General features: G+C 71.7%; 15 protein-coding genes and 2 tRNA genes. 5 read left to right on the top strand and 12 right to left on the bottom strand.

The features are described 5' to 3' along the window. Window positions 1–90: 90 nt before the first annotated feature. Window positions 91–2,712 carry a valine--tRNA ligase gene (locus SYYSPA8_RS05515; RefSeq protein WP_323445804.1) on the bottom strand — a complete coding sequence of 874 codons (2,622 nt, stop codon included), beginning with the start codon at window positions 2,710–2,712 and terminating at the stop codon, window positions 91–93. A 136-nt stretch (window positions 2,713–2,848) separates the two neighbouring features. On the opposite strand from SYYSPA8_RS05515, the gene SYYSPA8_RS05505 reads away from it, so the two are divergent. Next, on the top strand, window positions 2,849–4,039 hold the full coding sequence (locus SYYSPA8_RS05505) for a topoisomerase II (RefSeq protein ID WP_407705906.1): 1,191 nt from the start codon (window positions 2,849–2,851) through the stop codon (window positions 4,037–4,039). Window positions 4,040–4,123: 84 nt separating this feature from the next. Here SYYSPA8_RS05505 and clpX read toward each other — a convergent pair whose 3' ends face one another. From clpX to SYYSPA8_RS05480, 5 genes are all read right to left on the bottom strand, one after another. Further along, window positions 4,124–5,407 carry an ATP-dependent Clp protease ATP-binding subunit ClpX gene (gene clpX / locus SYYSPA8_RS05500; protein ID WP_323445801.1) on the bottom strand — a complete coding sequence of 428 codons (1,284 nt, stop codon included), beginning with the start codon at window positions 5,405–5,407 and terminating at the stop codon, window positions 4,124–4,126. Window positions 5,408–5,552: 145 nt separating this feature from the next. Then, a complete protein-coding gene (locus tag SYYSPA8_RS05495) occupies window positions 5,553–6,212 on the bottom strand; it encodes an ATP-dependent Clp protease proteolytic subunit (RefSeq protein WP_323445800.1) in 660 nt (219 codons plus the stop codon). A 93-nt stretch (window positions 6,213–6,305) separates the two neighbouring features. Beyond that, a complete protein-coding gene (locus tag SYYSPA8_RS05490; RefSeq protein ID WP_323446317.1) occupies window positions 6,306–6,908 on the bottom strand; it encodes an ATP-dependent Clp protease proteolytic subunit in 603 nt (200 codons plus the stop codon). A 388-nt stretch (window positions 6,909–7,296) separates the two neighbouring features. After that, window positions 7,297–8,700, bottom strand: a complete 1,404-nt coding sequence (gene tig / locus SYYSPA8_RS05485) for a trigger factor (protein WP_323445799.1) — start codon at window positions 8,698–8,700, stop codon at window positions 7,297–7,299. 202 nt (window positions 8,701–8,902) lie between these two features. Beyond that, a tRNA-Pro gene (locus tag SYYSPA8_RS05480) sits at window positions 8,903–8,979 on the bottom strand. Between the two features lie 223 nt (window positions 8,980–9,202). Here SYYSPA8_RS05480 and SYYSPA8_RS05475 point away from each other — a divergent pair. Beyond that, window positions 9,203–9,276: transfer RNA gene (locus SYYSPA8_RS05475), tRNA-Gly, on the top strand. A 184-nt stretch (window positions 9,277–9,460) separates the two neighbouring features. Here the strand turns inward: SYYSPA8_RS05475 and SYYSPA8_RS05470 are convergent. After that, entirely contained in the window at window positions 9,461–9,655 is a 195-nt protein-coding gene (locus SYYSPA8_RS05470) for a hypothetical protein (protein WP_323445798.1), read from the bottom strand. A 485-nt stretch (window positions 9,656–10,140) separates the two neighbouring features. On the opposite strand from SYYSPA8_RS05470, the gene SYYSPA8_RS05465 reads away from it, so the two are divergent. Beyond that, entirely contained in the window at window positions 10,141–11,361 is a 1,221-nt protein-coding gene (locus tag SYYSPA8_RS05465) for an acyltransferase family protein (protein WP_323445797.1), read from the top strand. Here SYYSPA8_RS05465 and SYYSPA8_RS05460 read toward each other — a convergent pair. The 4 genes from SYYSPA8_RS05460 to SYYSPA8_RS05445 all read right to left on the bottom strand — a co-directional run bounded on the left by SYYSPA8_RS05460 (window position 11,318) and on the right by SYYSPA8_RS05445 (window position 14,116). After that, a complete protein-coding gene (locus tag SYYSPA8_RS05460; RefSeq protein ID WP_323445796.1) occupies window positions 11,318–11,761 on the bottom strand; it encodes an HD domain-containing protein in 444 nt (147 codons plus the stop codon). The genes SYYSPA8_RS05465 and SYYSPA8_RS05460 overlap by 44 nt on opposite strands. Window positions 11,762–11,842: 81 nt before the next feature. Beyond that, window positions 11,843–12,214: a peptidase inhibitor family I36 protein gene (locus SYYSPA8_RS05455; protein ID WP_323445795.1), complete on the bottom strand. Its 372-nt coding sequence runs from the start codon at window positions 12,212–12,214 to the stop codon at window positions 11,843–11,845. A 174-nt stretch (window positions 12,215–12,388) separates the two neighbouring features. Next, on the bottom strand, window positions 12,389–12,883 hold the full coding sequence (locus SYYSPA8_RS05450) for a GNAT family N-acetyltransferase (RefSeq protein ID WP_323445794.1): 495 nt from the start codon (window positions 12,881–12,883) through the stop codon (window positions 12,389–12,391). Between the two features lie 72 nt (window positions 12,884–12,955). Further along, window positions 12,956–14,116, bottom strand: coding sequence for a cation:proton antiporter (locus SYYSPA8_RS05445; protein WP_323446316.1), 1,161 nt, complete (start codon window positions 14,114–14,116; stop codon window positions 12,956–12,958). A 365-nt stretch (window positions 14,117–14,481) separates the two neighbouring features. Here SYYSPA8_RS05445 and SYYSPA8_RS05440 point away from each other — a divergent pair, with 365 nt between their 5' ends. Beyond that, window positions 14,482–15,288: an ABC transporter ATP-binding protein gene (locus SYYSPA8_RS05440; RefSeq protein ID WP_323445793.1), complete on the top strand. Its 807-nt coding sequence runs from the start codon at window positions 14,482–14,484 to the stop codon at window positions 15,286–15,288. Next, window positions 15,288–17,747, top strand: a complete 2,460-nt coding sequence (locus tag SYYSPA8_RS05435) for an FtsX-like permease family protein (protein ID WP_323445792.1) — start codon at window positions 15,288–15,290, stop codon at window positions 17,745–17,747. The genes SYYSPA8_RS05440 and SYYSPA8_RS05435 overlap by 1 nt, the downstream gene beginning before the upstream one ends. A gap of 370 nt (window positions 17,748–18,117) precedes the next feature. Here SYYSPA8_RS05435 and SYYSPA8_RS05430 read toward each other — a convergent pair whose 3' ends face one another. Beyond that, window positions 18,118–19,260: a PP2C family protein-serine/threonine phosphatase gene (locus tag SYYSPA8_RS05430; RefSeq protein WP_323445791.1), complete on the bottom strand. Its 1,143-nt coding sequence runs from the start codon at window positions 19,258–19,260 to the stop codon at window positions 18,118–18,120. Between the last annotated feature and the right edge of the window lie 24 nt (window positions 19,261–19,284).

The following is a 19,284-nucleotide window of genomic DNA, read 5'->3' as shown; positions in this document are numbered from 1 at the left end:
AGGGCCCTTGCCGGGGGGCCGACAGGGGGGCGGGACGGACCGAAGGCCCCGGCGCGGACGCCGGGGCCTTCGGTCGGACTCACCGGCCCGTCACGCCTCGGGCAGGCGGGAGAGCTGCGTCGTGATGCGGGCGATCTCCTCGTCGGCCTGCGCGAGCCGGGTGCGGATCTTGGCGACGACGGGCTCCGGCGCCTTGGCGAGGAACGCCTCGTTCCCCAGCTTGGCCGTGGCCTGCTGGCGCTCCTTCTCGGCCGCCGCGAGGTCCTTCGCGAGCCGCTTGCGCTCGGCGGCGACATCGATGGTGCCGGAGAGGTCGAGCGCGACCGTCGCCCCGGCCACCGGCAGGGTGGCGGTGGCGCTGAAGCCCTCGCCCTCCGGCTGGAGCCGCAGCAGCTGGCGGATGGCGCCCTCGTGCGGGGCGAGCGCCGTGCCGTCGAGGCCGAGGCGGGCCGGGACCTTCTGGCCCGGCTGGAGCCCCTGGTCGCTGCGGAAGCGGCGGACCTCGGTGACGACCCGCTGGACCAGCTCGATCTCGCGCTCGGCGGCCTCGTCGCGGAAGCCGCTGTCGGCGGGCCACTCGGCGGTGACGAGGGTCTCCCGGCCGGTGAGGGTGGTCCACAGGGTCTCGGTGACGAAGGGGACCACCGGGTGCAGCAGCCGCAGCGTCACGTCCAGGACCTCGCCGAGGACGCGCGCGGAGACCTTGGCCTGCTCGCCGCCGGCGAAGTACGTCGTCTTGGACAGCTCGACGTACCAGTCAAAGACCTCGTCCCAGGCGAAGTGGTAGAGGGCGTCGGACGCCTTCGCGAACTGGAAGTCGTCGTAGAAGGCGTCGACCTCGGCCACGGTCTTGTTCAGCCGGGACAGGATCCAGCGGTCCGCCGCCGACATCCGCTCGGCGGCCGGCAGCCCGCCCTCCACGGTGGCGCCGTTCATCAGGGCGAACCGGGTGGCGTTCCAGATCTTGTTGGCGAAGTTGCGGGACGCCTGCACCCAGTCCTCGCCGATCGGCACGTCCGCGCCGGGGTTGGCGCCGCGCGCCAGGGTGAAGCGGACGGCGTCGGAGCCGTACGCGTCCATCCAGTCCAGCGGGTCCACCGAGTTCGGGTTGGACTTGGACATCTTCTTGCCGTTCTCGTCGCGGACGAGACCGGTGAGGGCGACGGTGCGGAACGGCGGCTCGCCGTCCATGGCGTAGAGGCCGAACATCATCATCCGGGCGACCCAGAAGAAGATGATGTCGTGGCCGGTGACCAGGACGTCGGTGGAGTAGAACTTCTCCAGGTCCGGGGTCCGCTCCGGCCAGCCGAGGGTGGAGAACGGCCACAGGCCGGAGGAGAACCAGGTGTCGAGGACGTCCTCGTCCTGGGTCCAGCCCTCGCCGGCGGGCGGCTGCTCGTCGGGGCCGACGCAGACGACCTCGCCGTTCGGCCCGTACCAGACGGGGATGCGGTGGCCCCACCACAGCTGGCGCGAGATGCACCAGTCGTGCATGTTGTCGACCCAGTCGAAGTAGCGCTTCGACAGGTCGGCGGGGTGGATCTCGACCCTGCCGTCGCGCACCGCGTCACCGGCGGCCTGCGCCAGCGGGCCGACCTTGACCCACCACTGGAGCGAGAGCCGGGGCTCGATCGTGGTGTGGCAGCGGGAGCAGTGGCCGACGGAGTGGACGTAGGGGCGCTTCTCGGCGACGATCCGGCCCTGCTCGCGCAGCGCCTGGACGATCGCGGAACGGGCCTCGAAGCGGTCCAGGCCCTGGAAGGGGCCGGGGACGGTGATGACCGCCCGCTCGTCCATGACCGTGAGGGACTCCAGGCCGTGGCGCTGGCCGATGGCGAAGTCGTTCGGGTCGTGCGCGGGGGTCACCTTGACCGCGCCGGTGCCGAACTCGGGGTCGACATGGGTGTCCGCGACGACGGGGATCGTCCGGTCGGTCAGCGGCAGCTTGATCCGCTTGCCGACGAGGTGCGCGTAGCGCGGGTCGTCGGGGTGGACGGCGACGGCGGTGTCGCCGAGCATCGTCTCGACCCGGGTGGTCGCGACGACGAGGGTCTCGTCGCCCTCGCCGTACCGGATGGAGACCAGCTCGCCGTTGTCGTCCTGGTACTCGACCTCGATGTCGGAGATCGCGGTGAGACAGCGCGGGCACCAGTTGATGATGCGCTCGGCGCGGTAGATCAGGCCGTCGTCGTAGAGGTTCTTGAAGATGGTCTGGACGGCGCGGGACAGCCCCTCGTCCATGGTGAAGCGCTCACGGCTCCAGTCCAGGCCGGCGCCGAGCCGGCGGAGCTGGCCGAGGATCCGGCCGCCGTACTCGTCCTTCCACTGCCACACCCGCTCGGTGAACTCCGCACGGCCCAGGTCGTGGCGGGACTTGCCCTCCTCGGCGAGCTGCTGCTCGACCTTGTTCTGGGTGGCGATGCCGGCGTGGTCCATACCGGGGAGCCAGAGCGTCTCGAAGCCCTGCATCCGCTTCCGCCGGGTGAGCGCGTCCATCAGGGTGACCTGGAAGGCGTGTCCCAGGTGCAGCGCTCCGGTGACGTTCGGCGGGGGAATGACGATGGTGTACGGCGGCTTCTCGCTCTTCGCGTCCGCCGTGAACCAGCCCCGCTCTACCCAGCGCTCGTACAGCTTCCCCTCTACCTCGGCCGGCGCGTACTGGGTCGGCAGTTCGGGGGTGCTGGCTGGCTGCTGCTGAGTGTTCTCGGTCACGGGCCCAGTTTATCGGTGTCACAGCGCCGTACTGAAACGGGAAAGTTCGGTAACGGTGTGACCCCGGCCGCTTCCGGCGGCTCGCGGCTGGGTGAGGATGTGCGCACGACACGAGTCATCCGGAGGGGAACCCAGAATGAGCCATGAGCAGCCGGGGCCGTACGGCGGCGGACAGCCGCAGCAGCCGGGACCGTACGGGCAGCCCGGCCCCTATGGCCAGCCGGGTCCCTACGGACAGCCCAGCCAGCAGGGGCAGCACGGACAGCACGGACAGCACGGACAGCACGGCCAGCCTGGGCCGTACGGACAGCAGCCGCAGCAGGGGCCGTACGAGCAGCCGCAGCAGGCCCCGCAGCCCGCTTACGGCTACCCCCAGCACCCGGCGCCCGGATACGGCTATCCGCAGCAGGCGCCCCCGCCGGGCCCGGGCGGCCAGGCACCTCCCGGGGTGCCGCCGCAGCAGGGCGGCGAGCCCAATCCGTACGCCCAGCAGCCGCAGCCGGGACCCGGAGCGTACGGGCAGCCCCCGCAGCAGCAGCCCGGCCCGTGGGGCCCGCCGCAGCAGCCGGGGCCGTACGGGCAGACCCCGTATCCCGGTCAGGTCCCGCCCCCGCCGCCCGGTGGGAAGAGCGGGACGGGCGGGAAGAAGGCCGGCCTGATCATCGGTGCCGCCGTGGTGGCGCTGGCCGTGGTCGCCGGTGGCGCGTTCCTGCTGCTGGGCGACAGCGGCGACGGCGACAGCGGCGCGGTCTCCGGCGCCACCAAGGGGTACAAGCTCTCCCCGCCGGCGGCGCTCGACGAGTTCAAGCGGGGCGAGCTGCGCGACGGCGGCGAGATGTCCGGCAAGGAGAAGGACGAGGCCGGGAAGGTCGGCATCAAGAACCCGCGCGAGGTGCGGGCGGAGTACCGGGCGGGCTCCGAGACCGAGCCGCTCAAGCAGCGCATGCTGATGGTGAACGGGGTGTGGGGCGAGGTCTCCGAGCCGGAGCAGGCGATCCAGAAGTACTTCGACGCCGCCGAGCAGGGCGCGACGGACCAGGACGAGATGTCGGTGAAGCTGATCGGCTCGCCCCAGGTGGTCTCCCCGGCGGGTCTGGACGGCGCGCTGATGAAGTGCCAGAAGGCCAAGATGGTCCCGAAGGACGACACCCGGACCATCAAGGAGTGGGAGGTCCCGATCTGTGTCTGGGCCGACTACAGCACCGTGACCGCCGTGATCGGCCTCGACCTGGCCTCGATGCTCGGCGGCGGCGACGGCTCGTTCACCCAGGACAGGCTGGCGGAGCTGGCCGCCAAGCTGCACACGACGGGCCGGACGAGGGTCTGACCCGGTGCACGGTGAAGGGGCGCTTCCCCGGCGGGAGGCGCCCCCTGGACGTCGGACATCGGAGTTACGTGTACGGCCGTGCGGTCAGGCGGACTTCTCGTGCCGGCCGTCGTTCTTGACGATCCGGGGCACCAGCGTCGGATTGACGTTGTTGCGCACGACGTCCGCCGTGATGACGACCCGGGCCACGTCCTTGCGGGACGGCACCTCGTACATCACGGACTGGAGCACTTCCTCCATGATGGCCCGCAGCCCGCGCGCGCCCGTGCCGCGCAGGATCGCCTGGTCGGCGATGGCCTCCAGGGCGGGGCGGTCGAAGTCCAGCTCGACCCCGTCGAGTTCGAACAGCCGCTGGTACTGCTTGACCAGTGCGTTCCTCGGCTCGACCAGGATCTTCAGCAGGGCCTCGCGGTCCAGGTTGTGCACGGAGGTGATGACGGGGAGCCGGCCGATGAACTCGGGGATCATCCCGAACTTCACCAGGTCCTCCGGCATGACCTCCTGGAACTGGTCGCTGGCCTCGATCTCGCGCTTGGAGCGGATCGTGGCGCCGAAGCCGATGCCCTTGGCCCCGGCCCGGGACTCGATGATCTTCTCCAGACCGGCGAACGCGCCGCCCACGATGAACAGGACGTTCGTCGTGTCGATCTGGATGAACTCCTGGTGGGGGTGTTTGCGGCCGCCCTGCGGCGGGACGGAGGCCGTGGTGCCCTCCAGGATCTTCAGCAGCGCCTGCTGCACACCCTCGCCCGAGACATCGCGGGTGATCGACGGATTCTCGCTCTTGCGGGCGACCTTGTCGATCTCGTCGATGTAGATGATCCCGGTCTCGGCCTTCTTGACGTCATAGTCGGCCGCCTGAATCAGCTTCAGCAGGATGTTCTCGACATCCTCGCCGACATAGCCCGCCTCGGTGAGGGCGGTGGCGTCGGCGATGGCGAACGGCACATTGAGCATGCGGGCCAGCGTCTGCGCCAGCAGCGTCTTGCCGGAGCCCGTCGGGCCCAGCAGCAGGATGTTCGACTTCGCCAGCTCGATGGCGTCGTCGCGGCCCTGCGCGCCGCCGGTCTCGCCCGCCTGCACCCGCTTGTAGTGGTTGTAGACCGCGACGGAGAGAGCTTTCTTCGCGGGCTCCTGCCCGACGACATAGCCTTCGAGGAACTCGTAGATCTCGCGGGGCTTGGGCAGTTCCTCCCAGCGCACCTCGGAGGACTCCGCCAGCTCCTCCTCGATGATCTCGTTGCAGAGGTCGATGCACTCGTCGCAGATGTACACACCCGGGCCTGCGATGAGCTTCTTCACCTGCTTCTGGCTCTTTCCGCAGAACGAGCACTTGAGCAGGTCGCCGCCATCACCGATGCGTGCCACGAGGTGCTTCCCCTTCGCCTGGGAGCGGCTTGGTGCAGCCGACTCCTGGTGCCTCATATCCGACGGTACCTTGCCGGGGCCCTTGTTCGGGCCCCCCTTGGCGCGGTTCACAAGGTCGTGATCCGCGCCAAGGGCACAGCGACGGTCAGGCAGCGGCCCCGGCCGTGCTCTTGCGGGTCGAGACGATCTGGTCGATGAGACCGTACGCGAGGGCGTCCTCAGCGGTGAGGATCTTGTCGCGCTCGATGTCGTCGCGGACCTTCTCGATCGGCGTGGTGGAGTGCTTCGCCAGCATCTCCTCCAGCTGCACCCGCATCCGCAGGATCTCCTTGGCGGCGATCTCCAGGTCGGAGAGCTGCTCCCGGCCGGTCTGCGAGGACGGCTGGTGGATCAGGACGCGCGCGTTCGGCAGGGCCATCCGCTTGCCCGGGGTGCCGGCGGCGAGCAGGATCGCGGCGGCGGAGGCCGCCTGGCCCATGCAGACCGTCTGGATGTCGGGCTTCACGAACTGCATCGTGTCGTAGATGGCCGTCAGCGCGGTGAACGAGCCGCCGGGGCTGTTGATGTAGATCGAGATGTCGCGGTCCGGGTCCATCGACTCCAGGCACAGCAGCTGCGCCATGACGTCGTTGGCGGAGGCGTCGTCGATCTGCACCCCGAGGAAGATCACGCGCTCCTCGAAGAGCTTCGCGTACGGGTCGTACTCGCGCACGCCCTGCGAGGTGCGCTCGACGAAGCGCGGGACGACGTACCGGTTGTCCGGCTGCGGGCCGGTGTAGAGACCGCTCGCGGAAAAGTTGCTCATGGTGGGTTCTCTCGTCCCTTCGGCGTTCTGCGGGGAGTTTCGCGGGCTCCCCGCGAACTGGTGTGGCTGGAGGTCTGGGTGCGGCCGCCGGGCTCAGGCGCCGGTGCCGCCACCGCCCGGGACGCCGGACGCGGCCGTGATGATCTCGTCGATGAGGCCGTAGTCACGGGCCTCCTCGGCGGTGAACCAGCGGTCGCGGTCGCCGTCGCGGATGATCGCCTCGACGGTCTGGCCGGAGTGCCGGGCGGTGATCTCCGCCATGCGCTGCTTCGTCCGGAGCAGGTACTCGGCCTGGATCTTGATGTCGGAGGCGGTGCCGCCGAGTCCGGCCGAGCCCTGGTGCATCAGGATGTCGGTGTGGGGGAGCGCGAAACGCTTGCCCGGGGTGCCGCCGGTGAGCAGGAACTGGCCCATCGAGGCCGCCATGCCCATACCGATGGTGACGACGTCGTTCGGGATGTACTGCATGGTGTCGTAGACCGCCATGCCGGCCGTCACCGAGCCGCCGGGGCTGTTGATGTAGAGGTAGATGTCCTTCTCGGGGTCCGCGGCGAGGAGCAGCATCTGCGCGGTGATCTTGTTGGCGATGTCGTCGTCGACCTGCTGACCGAGGAAGATGATGCGCTCGCCGAGCAGCCGGCTGTAGACCTGGTCGCCGAGGCCACCGAGGGACGGCTCTCCGGCGGCGTAAGGCATCGGAATCGTCACGTAGTCCACCTGCTCGTCTCTGACGGCCTGCCTGGCCGTCGTCAGCGTCTGTGCCGCCGGGGCGCGTCGCTCCCCGGGGCTGGGGCCGGGTACTCCCCTGCCCTCGTATCCATGGACCCTAACGCGCAGGTCGGACAACGCCATCCCGGTTCCCGAACTGTTCGCTGGGAGCGCAAGGTGGACGGCGGAGGGTTGGGGCGGACTTCCGGCCGGATCACCGGGCATCCCCTGAAGGGCCGGACGGGGCCGGGCCGGGTACGGCACAGGGCCCGGACGCGGGTGGCGTCCGGGCCCTGTGCGCACGGCTGGGCCGGGTGCGGGGTCCGCCGGGGCCCGGGGGCCGCCGGCGGGTCGCCCGCGGGGGAGGTGCCGGGGATCAGGCCCCCGCCTTCTCCTCGCCCTTCTCGGCGTCGGCGTCGACGACCGCTTCGACGGTCTCGGCGGCGGCCTCGACCGTCTCCTCGTCCTCGTCGTCGCTCATGTCCACGACCTCACCGTTGCTGTCGGTGACCTTGGCGGACTCCACGACCAGGGCCAGCGCCTTGCCGCGGGCGACCTCGCCCACGAGGACCTGGACCTGGTTGCCCTCGACGACCGCCTTGGCGAACTGGTCGGGGCTCATGCCGGAGGAGGCGGCACGGCGCATGAGGTGCTCCGTCAGCTCCTCCTGGTTGACGCTCAGCTTCTCCCGGGAGACCAGCTCGTCCAGGATGAACTGGGTCTTGATGCCCTTGACCGCGGCGTCCTTGGTCTCGGCGTCGAACTCTTCCTCGGTCTTGCCCTGGATCTCCAGGTACTTCGCGAGGTCGAGGCCCATCTGGCCCAGCTGGTGGTGCTCCAGGTTGTGCTTGCGGGTGTTGATCTCGTCCGCGAGCAGCTTCTCGGGCATCGGGACGTCGACGAGCTTCAGCAGCTCCTCCAGCACCCGCTCCTGCGCCTGGGTGGCCTGGTCGTACTGCTTCATGCCGGCGAGGCGCTTGCGGCTGTCCGCCTTCAGCTCCTCCAGCGTGTCGAACTCGCTCGCGAGCTGCGCGAAGTCGTCGTCCAGCGCCGGCAGCTCGCGCTGCGCGACGGTGGTGACCTTCACGGTGACCTCGGCGTCCTTGCCGGCCGCCGAGCCGCCCTTGAGCTGGGAGGCGAAGGTGGCCTCGCCACCGGCCTCCAGGCCGGTCACGGCCTCGTCGATGCCGTCGAGCAGCTCGCCGGAGCCGATGGTGTAGGTGACGCCCTCGGCGACGCCGTCGGCCAGCACCTCGCCCTCGACCTTGGCCTCCAGGTCCACGGTGATCACGTCACCGTCGGCGGCGGCACGCTCGACCGGGCTGGTGGAGGCGAAGCGCTCGCGCAGCTCCTCCACGGCCTTCTCGACGTCCTCGTCGGTGACCTCCAGCGCGTCGACGGTGACCTCGATGCCGGAGTAGTCCGGGATCTCGATCGCCGGACGGATGTCGACCTCGGCGGTGAAGTTCAGCGTCTCGCCGTCCTTCAGCTCCGTGATGTCGACCTCCGGCTGGCCCAGCGGGTCGATGTCCGCCTCGTTGATCGCCTCGGTGTAGAACTTCGGGAGGGCGTCGTTGACGGCCTCCTCCAGCACCGCACCACGGCCGAACCGCTGGTCGATGACCCGGGCCGGGATCTTGCCCTTACGGAAGCCCTTGACCGTGACCTGCTGGTTGATCTTCTTGTACGCCGCGTCGAGGCTGTCCTTGAGCTCCTCGAAGGGCACCTCGACAGTGAGCCGAACCCGGGTCGGGTTCAGGGTCTCCACGGCGCTCTTCACGGTTCGGTCTCCTTGGTGGCTGATTCTTGGGTTCTGCCGTACCGGCCGCACGGGGCGGCGGCTCGGCTGATCGGCCCGGAGGTCGTCGCGGTCTTCTCACTCGGTCGGACGCATCGCCGGACACGCGGGCACGTAGTTTGCATAGTAGCCGCACGCGGAACGAGCCCCACAATGCGATCTTCATCGGGGGCGTCTGTGATGTTGGTCGGGGTGGCCGGATTCGAACCGACGACCTTCCGCTCCCAAAGCGGACGCGCTACCAAGCTGCGCCACACCCCGTCGGTGCGAGACGTAGGGTACATGCTCGGCGTCGGTGCGGCGGCGGTATTTCCAGGTCGGCGGAGGGTGGGGGTCCGCTCCGGGCGCCACAGCGGCCGGGAGAAGGGGCCTGGGCGGCCCGGACGCCGGGGAAGGGGTGTGCGACGCGCGCCCGTGACCCGCTACGATGCTCCTCGTACCGCGGTCACCGGCCTGGCGCCGGAGCGCCGCGTGTGCGGTCCTCGCGGGCGTAGCTCAATGGTAGAGCCCTAGTCTTCCAAACTAGCTACGCGGGTTCGATTCCCGTCGCCCGCTCCAGGTGTGAACCCGTGGGCCCGGTCGGTACGCCGACCGGGCCCACGGGTTTTCGGCGTTCCCGGCCTTTTCCCCGTGATTTCCGCCGCGGCTCGTCACAGACGATCGCCCGGCGCGGGCAGCGCGAACCGCCCCCGGGGGCCCCGGGAGCGGTTTCGGCGGGGGTCCCCCGCGAGCGGCCGGGGGCTCAGAAGCTGATGTCGTTGATCGCCTGCGCTATCGAGTTGAGGGCCCGCTCGATGGACGGGGCCAGCCCGGACGAGGCGAGGAAGAAGCCGAACAGTATCGGGACGACCGACGGCCCTCCCTTGATCTGCCCGGCGCGGATCATGACCACGAGGATGATCCCCAACAGCAGCACCGCAGACAGTGAAATGGCCACAACTGATCACACTCTCGCTCGGTTCCACGCGGGCCGGAGCCGCGGTCGCGCGCGTCCCCGCCTCCGGAGCAATCGTGCCACCAACAGGGCCCGCTCATTCCTCGTCTGACGGACCGTCGGGGGGCGGGATCACGCCATCCGGCCACCGCCGGCCGCCAGACGCGGGGCCGGGCCCCGGCGCCGGGCCGGGGGCGCGGCCCCTTCTACCCCGCATCCCGGGAAATAAAGCAACGACATCCGACCCCGCACCGCCGTTTCATCACTCCTCGGTCACAGGAAATTCAAACCTGGTCGCACAGCCCATTCACAGAAACAAAACCCCGTAGCGATATGCCCTATTTAAGGGGGATTAATATGGGCATAGGGGACAGTTCGCCATGCCTGGGCATTCCGCTGCGGATTCCTCACGACTTTCCCCCGAACTCTCTTCACGTTCCCCGCCGGGGGTTTTACGAATTCACCGGGGCAGGGCTAGGGTGCCTTGAATGTTCCACGCGCCACTGGGAAATCGCAGGGCTCCGGGACCGAAGGCCCGGGAGCCCGCCGCCGCCCCTGCCCACCTTCCGCTGATCCCCTCGCCACGGGCCGCCGGTCCCCTCCGGGCGGGCCGGGATCCCTTCTTCGACAACGCCAAGTACCTGGCCATCGTGCTCGTCGCCGTCGCGCACGCCTGGGAGCCGGTGATGGCCGACAGCCGCGCCACCCGCGCGCTGTACCTGGTGATCTACGCGTTCCACATGCCCGCGTTCATCGTGATCTCCGGCTACTTCTCCCGGAGCTGGCACGGCGGGCCCACCCAGCTGAGACGGCTGGTGGCCACGGTCGCCGTGCCCTATGTGGTCTTCGAGACGGTGTACTCGCTCTTCCGCCGCTGGGCGGACGACGAGCCGGGGCACCCCATCAGCCTGCTGGACCCCTTCTATCTGACCTGGTTCCTCGCCGCCCTCTTCATCTGGCGGCTGCTCACCCCGCTGCTGCGGCAGCTGCGCCATCCGCTGGCGTTCGCGCTCGGTGTCGCCGCCCTGGCGTCGGCGACCCCCGGCATCGGGGCGGACCTGAACCTTCAGCGGGTGCTCCAGTTCCTCCCCTTCTTCGTCCTCGGCCTGGTGCTGCGGCCCGACCACTTCCGCATCGTCCGCAGCCGGGAGGCGCGGCTGCTGGCGGTGCCGCTGTTCGCCGGGGTGCTGGGGCTCGCCTACTGGCTGGCGCCCCGGATCCGGCTGGACTGGGTGTACCGCAACGCGAGCGCCCAGGAGCTGGGGATGCCCTGGTGGAGCGGGCTCGTGGCGACGCTGGTCCTCTTCGGCTCCGGGGTGCTGCTGACGGCCGCGTTCCTGGCCTGGGTGCCGCGCCGCCGCACCTGGTTCACGGCGTTGGGCCTCGGCACGATCTGCGGCTATCTGCTGCACGGACTGCCGCTGAAGGCCGCCGAGTACGGGGGCTTCTTCGAGGCGCAGGCCTGGACGGCCGAGCCGTACGGCCTGGTGCTGCTGACGCTGGCGGCCGCCGCGGCGGTGACCCTGATGTGCGCCCCGCCGGTACGGAAGGCGCTGCGCACGGTCACCGAACCCGAGCTGCGCTGGGCCTTCCGCGACCCGGACGGCTCCGCCGAAACAGGCACCGGGGCAGGCACCGGGACAGGCACCGGGGTGGACGGCCGGGTCACGGACCCAGCAGGCTCCGGGTCCGCCCGTACTTCTCGATGAGCCGGTCCCGGGTCGGCGCGTCCAGCGCGGCCAGCCGGTCCGGGTCGGTGTTGCTCGCCAGGTCGGCCTCCTTGACCAGCTTCGCGCCCGGCGTCGTCCGGATCCGTCCCACGTAGGACTCCAGGTCCTCGTCCTCGCCCCGGGTGAGGGCGAGGACCATGTCCTTGACGGACTGCGGCAGCGGGGCCGAGCGCAGCCACTCGCGGGAGAGGCGGTCGTCCTCGACCGCGTCGTGCAGCCAGCCGGCGGCGATCTGTTCGGCGCTGCCGCCCCGGGCCCGCACGCCCTCGGCGACGGCGGCGATGTGCTCCGCGTAGGGCCGCCCCGCCTTGTCCAGCTGGCCGGAGTGCGCCTGGCGGGCCACGGCCTCGACCTCGGCGAGGCTCCATATGTGTGACATGTCTCCGACTGTACGGTGGGCCCGTGGCGCGTGCCCGGCGGGTCCCGTCACGGGCCGCCGGAATGCTCTACGGGGCCCGCTTCACCAGCACTCGACGGCGGACGCGGTGTCGTTCTCCCGGGGCAGCACGTTGACGCGGTAGCCGGGCCGCATGTCGTGGATGGGCCGGCCCCGGTCGGCGTGCTCCCACCAGTCGCAGACCAGGCCGGTGTCGTTAGACCAGGACGACATCTGGTCGTTGAAGCCGTGGTCGCCGAGCCGGCCGACGTAGGTGTCGGCGGTCAGGGCGATCCCGCCGCCGGTGAAGTCGTAGTCCCGGTAGAGGCAGAGGCTGGCCGGCGGGCAGTGGGAGCCGGCGAAGGTGGTGACCGTCCCCGCGGCCCGCGCGGGAGAGGCCGTGGTGAGGGGGGTGGCCAGGGCGAGGGCTGCGGTGAGGAGCGCGATACGGCGCACGGGGGCCTCCGGTGCGGAGCGGGGGTGGGCGGGTCCGGCGGTGCGCCGTCCCGCAGCCGGACTACCCGGACCGGCCGCCCGCATCCGTACCGGCCGCCCCGTTCCACCCGAACGGGTCGGCGGCGGAGTACGGGGTTGCCGCGTACGGCCCGCCGTGGGCGGCGGGGGCGCGGTTCAGCCGGTGAGCCGCAGCCGGTAGAGCTGGCGCGAGCCGCCCTCGGGGCCGGGGGCGGCGGCCTCGCCGGGGACGAAGCCGAGGCGTTCGTAGAAGACCCGGGCCCCGCTGCTGACGGCGCCGGGGTGATCGGGCCCGAAGGTGACGACATCGACCGTGGCGGGCGGGCGGACGAAGCGGTCCAGGGCGGCCGCCATCAGGGCCCGGCCGACGCCGGTGCCGCGCGCGGGCGCGGCGATCACCAGCCAGTCGACGTGGTGGGGGCGGTCCGGGGCCCCGGCGGGGTCGAAGAGCAGACCTCCGGTGAGGGCTCCCCCGGCGGCCGGGGCGACGAGGGCGGTGCCCCGGTCGATGTGGGTGCGCACGGCGCGGTGGAAGCCGGGTTCGGCGACCATCGGCCCGAACCAGTGCTCGACCCCGGCGGCGAGTTCCAGCAGTCCTGGCAGGTCGGAGCCGTCCGCCGGGCGGATCGCGGGAGCCGTCGAGTCGGTCATCCGGCCATCATGACAGCGCCCCCGCCGGGCCGGGCGGCCGGGCGGGGGCGCTGTTCCTGGCGGGGTGCTCGTTCAGACCCCGGTGGAGAGGGGGGTGCGACGGGACGGCAGTACGCGGGCGAGCAGCTGGGAGCGCCCGGCGCAGAGCGGTCCGAGGACGGCGAGCAGCAGCACGTACCCCGCGATGAAGGGGGAGAGCCGCGCGTCCAGGCCGGCCCCCGCCGCCATCGTGGCGAGGATCAGCGCGAACTCGCCGCGGGCCAGCAGGGTGGTGGCGATGTTGGCGGCGGGCTGCGGGCCGAAGTCGTAGATCCGGGCGGCGGCGAGTCCGGCGAGGACGTTCATCGCGAGGGTCACGGCGACGGCGGCGAGCACCGGCCACAGCACGCTCGGCAGGGTGCCCGGGTCGATCGAGAGCCCGAAGGCGAAGAAGAAGATCGCGCCGAAGGCGTCCCGCAGCGGGTGGACCAGTTTGAGGATCCGTTCCCCGGAGGTGGTGCTGCCGAGCATCAGGCCGACCATGAAGGCGCCGATGGCGTCGGCGACGCCGAACCACTCGGAGACCCCGGCCATGAAGACGGCCGCGCCCAGGAAGGAGATGACGAGGAGTTCGTCGTCGCGGGTGGCGACGAAGCGGCTGACCACGCGGGTGCCGTAGCGGGCGGCGAGCGCGAGCAGCAGCAGGAAGCCGAACGCCTTGCCGGCGTCCATCACGGCGGCGGAGAGGCTGTCCGCGCCGGAGAGGATCGGCTGGAGCGCGGCGAGGTAGAGCGCGAGGAAGATGTCCTCGACCACGATGATGCCGAGGATGGGTTTGGTCTCGGGGTTGCCGATGCGGCCCAGGTCCACGAGGACCTTGGTGACGATCGCCGACGAGGAGATGCCGAGGACGCCGGCGAGCACGAGCGCCTCGGAGGTGCCCCAGCCGAGTGCGAAGCCGAAGCCGAGTCCGGCGCCGACGTTGAGCACCAGATAGGCGCCGCCGGCCAGGGCCATCCGGCGGCCGCCCGCCTTCAGGTCGTCGAGGTGGAATTCGAGGCCCAGGTAGAAGAGGAGGAGGACCAGGCCGAGGGCCGAGAGCATCTCCAGGTCGTGCGGGTCGGAGACCAGCACGATGCCGGGTGTGTGGGGGCCGAGCAGGATCCCGGCCAGGATGAAGAGGGGGATCGTCGGCAGGCCGATGCGGCCGCCGAGGCGGGCGAGGAGGGCGGCGGCGAGGAAGGCCCCGCCCATGGCGATGAGGGTGTCTGCGTGTCCGATGGGCTCGTCCTCGTCTGTGGTCACGGACAGGGGGAGGACGCCTCGCCGGGGTGTCGACGGGTGGTCGACGAGCGGTGTGCACGGGGTGGCGGCGAGGCGTCATGAGAGCGTCAAGAGGGCGTCAAATAACCGTCAAGGAACCGTCAGTAATTAGAATAGCAAATAATTGATGAGCGCAAGTAACTCGCCCGGGAAGGGGATCCGGGGGGACTGCCCCCCGCGTCGCCGGTGGGGTTGTCCCCACCCCGGTCCGCCAGGGAGCGCCATGGCCCCCCGCACCCTCCGATCCGTAGCGTCAACGGCGTTGACCTGCACAGTTGGCAAGACGGAGGAACACGATGGGGCTGCGGCGCGGCAAGAGGCGAGACGCCGGGGGTACCGACCCGGCACGAGGGGCCGCCGCCGTCGAACTGCACGGCGTCCGCCGTCAGTACGGCAGGGGCAGAAGCGCGGTCCACGCCCTGCGCGGGATCGACCTGGTGCTCCCGCACGGCAGCTTCACCGCCGTCATGGGCCCGTCGGGCTCCGGGAAGTCGACGTTCCTCCAGTGCGCGGCGGGCCTCGACCGGCCGACCGCCGGATCGGTACGCCTCGGCGGCACCGAGCTGACGGGCCTGAAGGAGAACGAGCTGACCGTCCTGAGGCGCACCCGGCTGGGCTTCGTCTTCCAGGCGTTCAACCTGCTCCCGTCGCTGACGGTCGAGGAGAACGTGCTGCTGCCGATGCGGCTCGCGGGCGAGCGGCCCGACCGGCGGCGGGCGGCCGACGTCCTCGGCCGGGTCGGCCTCGGCGACAAGGGCGGGCGCAGACCCGCCGAACTCTCCGGCGGCCAGCAGCAGCGGGTGGCGCTCGCGCGGGCCCTGGTGACCCGGCCGGACGTGGTCTTCGCCGACGAACCCACCGGCGCCCTGGACTCCACCACCGCAGGCGAGGTGCTGGCGCTGCTGCGGTCCGCCGTGGACTCCCTCGGCGCGACCGTCGTCATGGTCACCCACGACCCGGTGGCCGCGGCCTGGGCGGACCGGGTCCTCTTCCTCGCGGACGGCGCCATCGCCGACCGCGTCGAAGGCGCCGACCCGGCCCGGATCGCCGACCGGATGCGCTCGCTGACCGCGCCCCGGACCCTCGCGGGGGCGGCGCTGTGATGTTCCGTACGAACGGACTGGCCCGCGCGGCCCTGCGGTTCAAGCCCTCGGCCTTCGCCGGGACCTTCGTCGGCCTGCTGCTCACGGCGGCCATCGTCGCCGCCTGCGGCATCATGCTGGAAAGCGGACTGCGTGCCTTTGTGCCGCCGCAGCGGTACGCCGGGGCGCCCGTCGTCGTCGCGGCCGACCAGCGGGCCCACCTCCGGGTGGACAACGGCGAGGACGGGTACGACGCGTACACGGAGCTGCCCGACCGGGCCCGGCTCGACCGGTCGCTGGTCGCGAAGGCGGCGGCCGTGGACGGCGTCGCCAGGGCCGTCCCCGACATCGCCTTCCCCGTACGCGGGGAGCGGGGCGGGGCGACCGGCCACGGATGGGCCTCGACCGCCTTCACCGGGACGAAGCTCGCCTCCGGGGCCGCGCCCCGCACGGGCGAGGTCGTCGTGGCCGCCGGCGGGACCCGTGCGGGGGAGCGGATCACCCTGGAGACCCCCGGCGGGAAGCGGGAGTTCCGGGTCTCCGGGACCGCCGCCGGGGAGCGGGGCGCCGTCTGGTTCGCCGACGCCGACGCGCGGGCCCTCTCCGGACACCCGGCGAAGATCGACGCGATCGCCGTCCTGCCGGAGCCGGGCACGGCGGCGGCGACGGTGGCCGACCGGCTCACCGGGGTCTTCGGCAGCGGACACGACCTGCCCAAGGTCCACACCGGGGACGGCCGGGGCGGCGTCGAGGACCGGTCCCTGGCAGCGGCCCGGGAGACCCTCATCGGCATCGGCGGCTCCTTCGGCGGCATCGCCGCCCTCGTCGCCGTCTTCACCGCCGCGGGCACGGTCGCGCTCTCCGTGGGGCTGCGGCGGCGCGAGTTCGCGCTGCTGCGGGCGATCGGCGCGACCCCGCGCCAGATCCGGCGCTCCATCGCGACCGAGGCGCTGCTGATCGCCCCGGCGGCGGGCGCACTCGGCTGCGTACCCGCGATGGCGCTGGCGTCCTGGTGGTTCGGGCAGCTCCGGGACCGGGGCGCCATCCCCGCCGCCGTGGAACTCCACATCGGCTGGCTGCCGCCGGCCGTCGCGATCGGCGCCGTCGTCCTCACCGCACTCGGCGCCGGCTTCATGGCCGCCCGCAAGCCGTCCCGGATCCGGCCAGGACAGGCGCTCGCCGACGCGGCGGTGGAACGGGTCGGCTTCGGCCTGATCCGTACCCCCCTCGGCATCGCGGCCGTCGTCGGCGGCACCGTGCTCGCCGGGATCGCGGCCCGGACCGGCGGCGACGACGCCGCCAACGCCGCACTCGGCGTGGTCATGGCCTTCATGCTGGCGGTGGCCCTGCTCGGCCCGCAGATCGCCCGGGCCTGCGCGGCCCTCTTCGGACTGCCCCTGCGGGCGGCGGGCCCGGCGGCGTCCCTGGCCGCCGCCAACTCCCGCAGCAACGCCCGCCGGCTCGCCTCCGCGATCACCCCGATCGTGCTGGCGACGGCGTTCTCCTCCGTACTGCTCTTCCTGCACACCAGCACCGACCGGGCGGCCGAACGGCAGCAGCGCGCCGGCATCACCGCCGACCACGTCGTCAGCGGCACCGGCGGCACCCTTCCGGTGGACGCGGCCGAACGCGCGGCGAAGCTGCCCGGGGTACGGGCCGCCGTCTCCGTGCTCCCCGCCACCGTCCTGCTCCACTCCCACAGCGGCCCCGACGCCTCCCTGCTCAGGGCCAGCGCACAGGGCATCGACGGCCGGAGTACCGACCTGGAACAGGTCCAGGACCCCGACGTCCGCGAGGGCTCACTGCGGAGCCTCGGACCCGGCAAGGTCGCCCTCGCCGAAACGGTCGCCGAATCCGCCGGAGTCACCGTCGGCGAACGCCTCACCTTCCGGCTCCCCGACGGAACGAAGTCCTCCGCCGACGTGATCGCGCTCTACAGCCGGGGCCTCGGCCTCGCCGAAGTCACCCTGCCCGCCACCGCCCTGCGGGCGCACCTGTCGACCCCGTACCCGGCGACCGTCCTCGTCCGGGCGGACGCGGAGGCGGCCCGCGGACTCGCGGCACTGGGCACCGTCCAGGACCCCGCGGACTTCGCGACCGCATCCACCCCGGACCGCGAACTGAACGCCTGGGCCAACCGCACCATGGCGGCGATCCTCGGCGGCTTCGCGGCGGTCGCCGCGGCCAACACCCTGGTGATGACGGTCCTCGACCGCCGCCGCGAACTGGGCATGCTGCGGCTGGTCGGCTCCACCCGGCGCCAGGTACTGGGCATGATCCGCTGGGAAGCGCTGCTGGTGACGGTGGCGGGAGTCGCCCTGGGCACGGCGATCGCGCTCGCCACACTCATCCCGATGGTGAAGGCCATGACCGGCGGATCCCCGTACATCCCGCCGGAGCTGTACGGGTCGCTGGTACTCGCGGTCATCGCCCTGGGGGTGGCGTCGGCGGTGCTCCCGGCGCGGGCGGCGACCAGATAATTTGCAGGCTCGGTTCGCCTCCGGGGCGCTGGAGCGAGTGTCGACGGTCGATCGTGCTCTGGTCCTCGTTCCTCGGACCTTCCGCGCGTTCTCCCTTTCGACACCCGCGGCGCCCCTTCGGCTCACTCGCACGGAGGGCAAGGCAAAGAAGGGCGGAGGCGGTCGCCCGGTGCGGGTGTTCCCCTGCGGCTCACTCGCGACGGCCCAAGGCAAAGAGGCAGAGGCGGGCGTCCGGTACGGGTGCTCCCCGCGGCTCACTCGGACGGGGCCGAGGTCACGGGGCCGAGGCGGGCGTCCGGTACGGGCACGGCGCTTCAGGTCATTCGCACGGGGCGGCCACGGCGGAGGCCCCGGTCCCGGTCCCGGCGGATCAGGCGTCGCGGGTGATGATCAGGAGCGCCCGGTCGTCGTTGACGTCCTTGGCGACCGCCTCGATCAGATGCCAGGCCGCCCCGGCGAACCCGGCGGGCACATAGCGGTCGGCCTCGCCGGTGAGGCGGTCCATGCCCTCGCTGATATCGCGGTCGGGCGACTCGACCAGGCCGTCGGTGAAGAGCATCAGCACATCGCCGGGGCGCAGCGCCCCCTTGACCGGGTCGAACTGGGCGCCGTCGTACACCCCGAGCAGCGGCCCCTCGGCGCTCTTCTCCTCCCAGCGGCCGGTGCCGGCGCTGAGCTGAAGGGCGGGCAGGTGCCCCGCGGAGAGGAGTTCGTAGTCCCCGGACTCCAGGTCGAGGACGAGATGGATCGAGGTCGCGAAGCCCTCGTCCCAGTCCTGGCGGAGCAGATAGCCGTTGGCGGCGGGCAGGAAGCCGTGCGGGGGCAGCGATCCGAGCAGTCCGCCGAAGGCGCCCGACAGCAGCAGCGCCCGGGACGCGGCGTCCATGCCCTTGCCGGAGACGTCCGTGAGGACGACTTCCAGGGTGCGGCCGCCGTGGGTGCGGGCGGCGACCACGAAGTCGCCGGAGAAGGACTGGCCGCCGGCGGGACGCAGGGCCATCTCCTGGTGCCAGCCCTTGGGCAGCGGGGGCAGGGCGCTCTGGACGCGGATGCGTTCGCGCAGGTCGAAGAGCATGGTGCCGCCGCGCCGCCAGGGCACGCCGACCCGGGCCCGGAACTGGGCGATCAGGAGTCCGAAGAAGCCGCAGGCGGCGACGGTGAGGACGGTGCCGGGGGTGACCCGGCCGGGGCCGCTGGTGTAGGGGCCGAGGGCGACCGTCTCCACGATCAGCCCGGCGGCGCAGGTGGCGTAGAGGCCGAGCAGGCTGGCCGGGCGGAGCACCAGCGCGCCCGCCACGATGGGCAGGACGAGCGCGGACGGTGAGATCCACTCGGGGATGACGATCGTGCCGAAGGTGAGGGCGGGTACGGTCAGCAGCAGCCCGGCGAGGGCGATGGTGTCGGAGCCGTCGCCCCGGAAGTAGTCGACGGCGGACTTGCGCAGGGCGACGCGCGCCCGGTGCACCGCCTTCCGCCACCGTGCCTTGATCGAATCGACTCCGCCATGACCCATTGTCGTGTGACCTTATCGATCCAT

Origin of the sequence: Streptomyces yaizuensis (assembly GCF_034961445.1) — a bacterium.
GTDB lineage: Bacteria > Actinomycetota > Actinomycetes > Streptomycetales > Streptomycetaceae > Streptomyces > Streptomyces yaizuensis.
Note: the sequence above shows the minus strand (reverse complement) of the source record. Positions and strands in the feature narration are given on the sequence as shown.

Excerpts from the sequence above, each read along its gene's own strand:
- SYYSPA8_RS05505 (WP_407705906.1), top strand. The coding sequence starts at position 2,849 with ATGAGCCATGAGCAGCCGGGGCCGTACGGCGGCGGACAGCCGCAGCAG.
- SYYSPA8_RS05495 (WP_323445800.1), bottom strand. The coding sequence starts at position 6,212 with ATGAGCAACTTTTCCGCGAGCGGTCTCTACACCGGCCCGCAGCCGGAC.
- SYYSPA8_RS05490 (WP_323446317.1), bottom strand. The coding sequence starts at position 6,908 with ATGCCTTACGCCGCCGGAGAGCCGTCCCTCGGTGGCCTCGGCGACCAG.
- SYYSPA8_RS05465 (WP_323445797.1), top strand. The coding sequence starts at position 10,141 with ATGTTCCACGCGCCACTGGGAAATCGCAGGGCTCCGGGACCGAAGGCC.
- SYYSPA8_RS05460 (WP_323445796.1), bottom strand. The coding sequence starts at position 11,761 with ATGTCACACATATGGAGCCTCGCCGAGGTCGAGGCCGTGGCCCGCCAG.
- SYYSPA8_RS05450 (WP_323445794.1), bottom strand. The coding sequence starts at position 12,883 with ATGACCGACTCGACGGCTCCCGCGATCCGCCCGGCGGACGGCTCCGAC.
- SYYSPA8_RS05445 (WP_323446316.1), bottom strand. The coding sequence starts at position 14,116 with ATGGGCGGGGCCTTCCTCGCCGCCGCCCTCCTCGCCCGCCTCGGCGGC.
- SYYSPA8_RS05440 (WP_323445793.1), top strand. The coding sequence starts at position 14,482 with ATGGGGCTGCGGCGCGGCAAGAGGCGAGACGCCGGGGGTACCGACCCG.
- SYYSPA8_RS05435 (WP_323445792.1), top strand. The coding sequence starts at position 15,288 with ATGTTCCGTACGAACGGACTGGCCCGCGCGGCCCTGCGGTTCAAGCCC.
- SYYSPA8_RS05430 (WP_323445791.1), bottom strand. The coding sequence starts at position 19,260 with ATGGGTCATGGCGGAGTCGATTCGATCAAGGCACGGTGGCGGAAGGCG.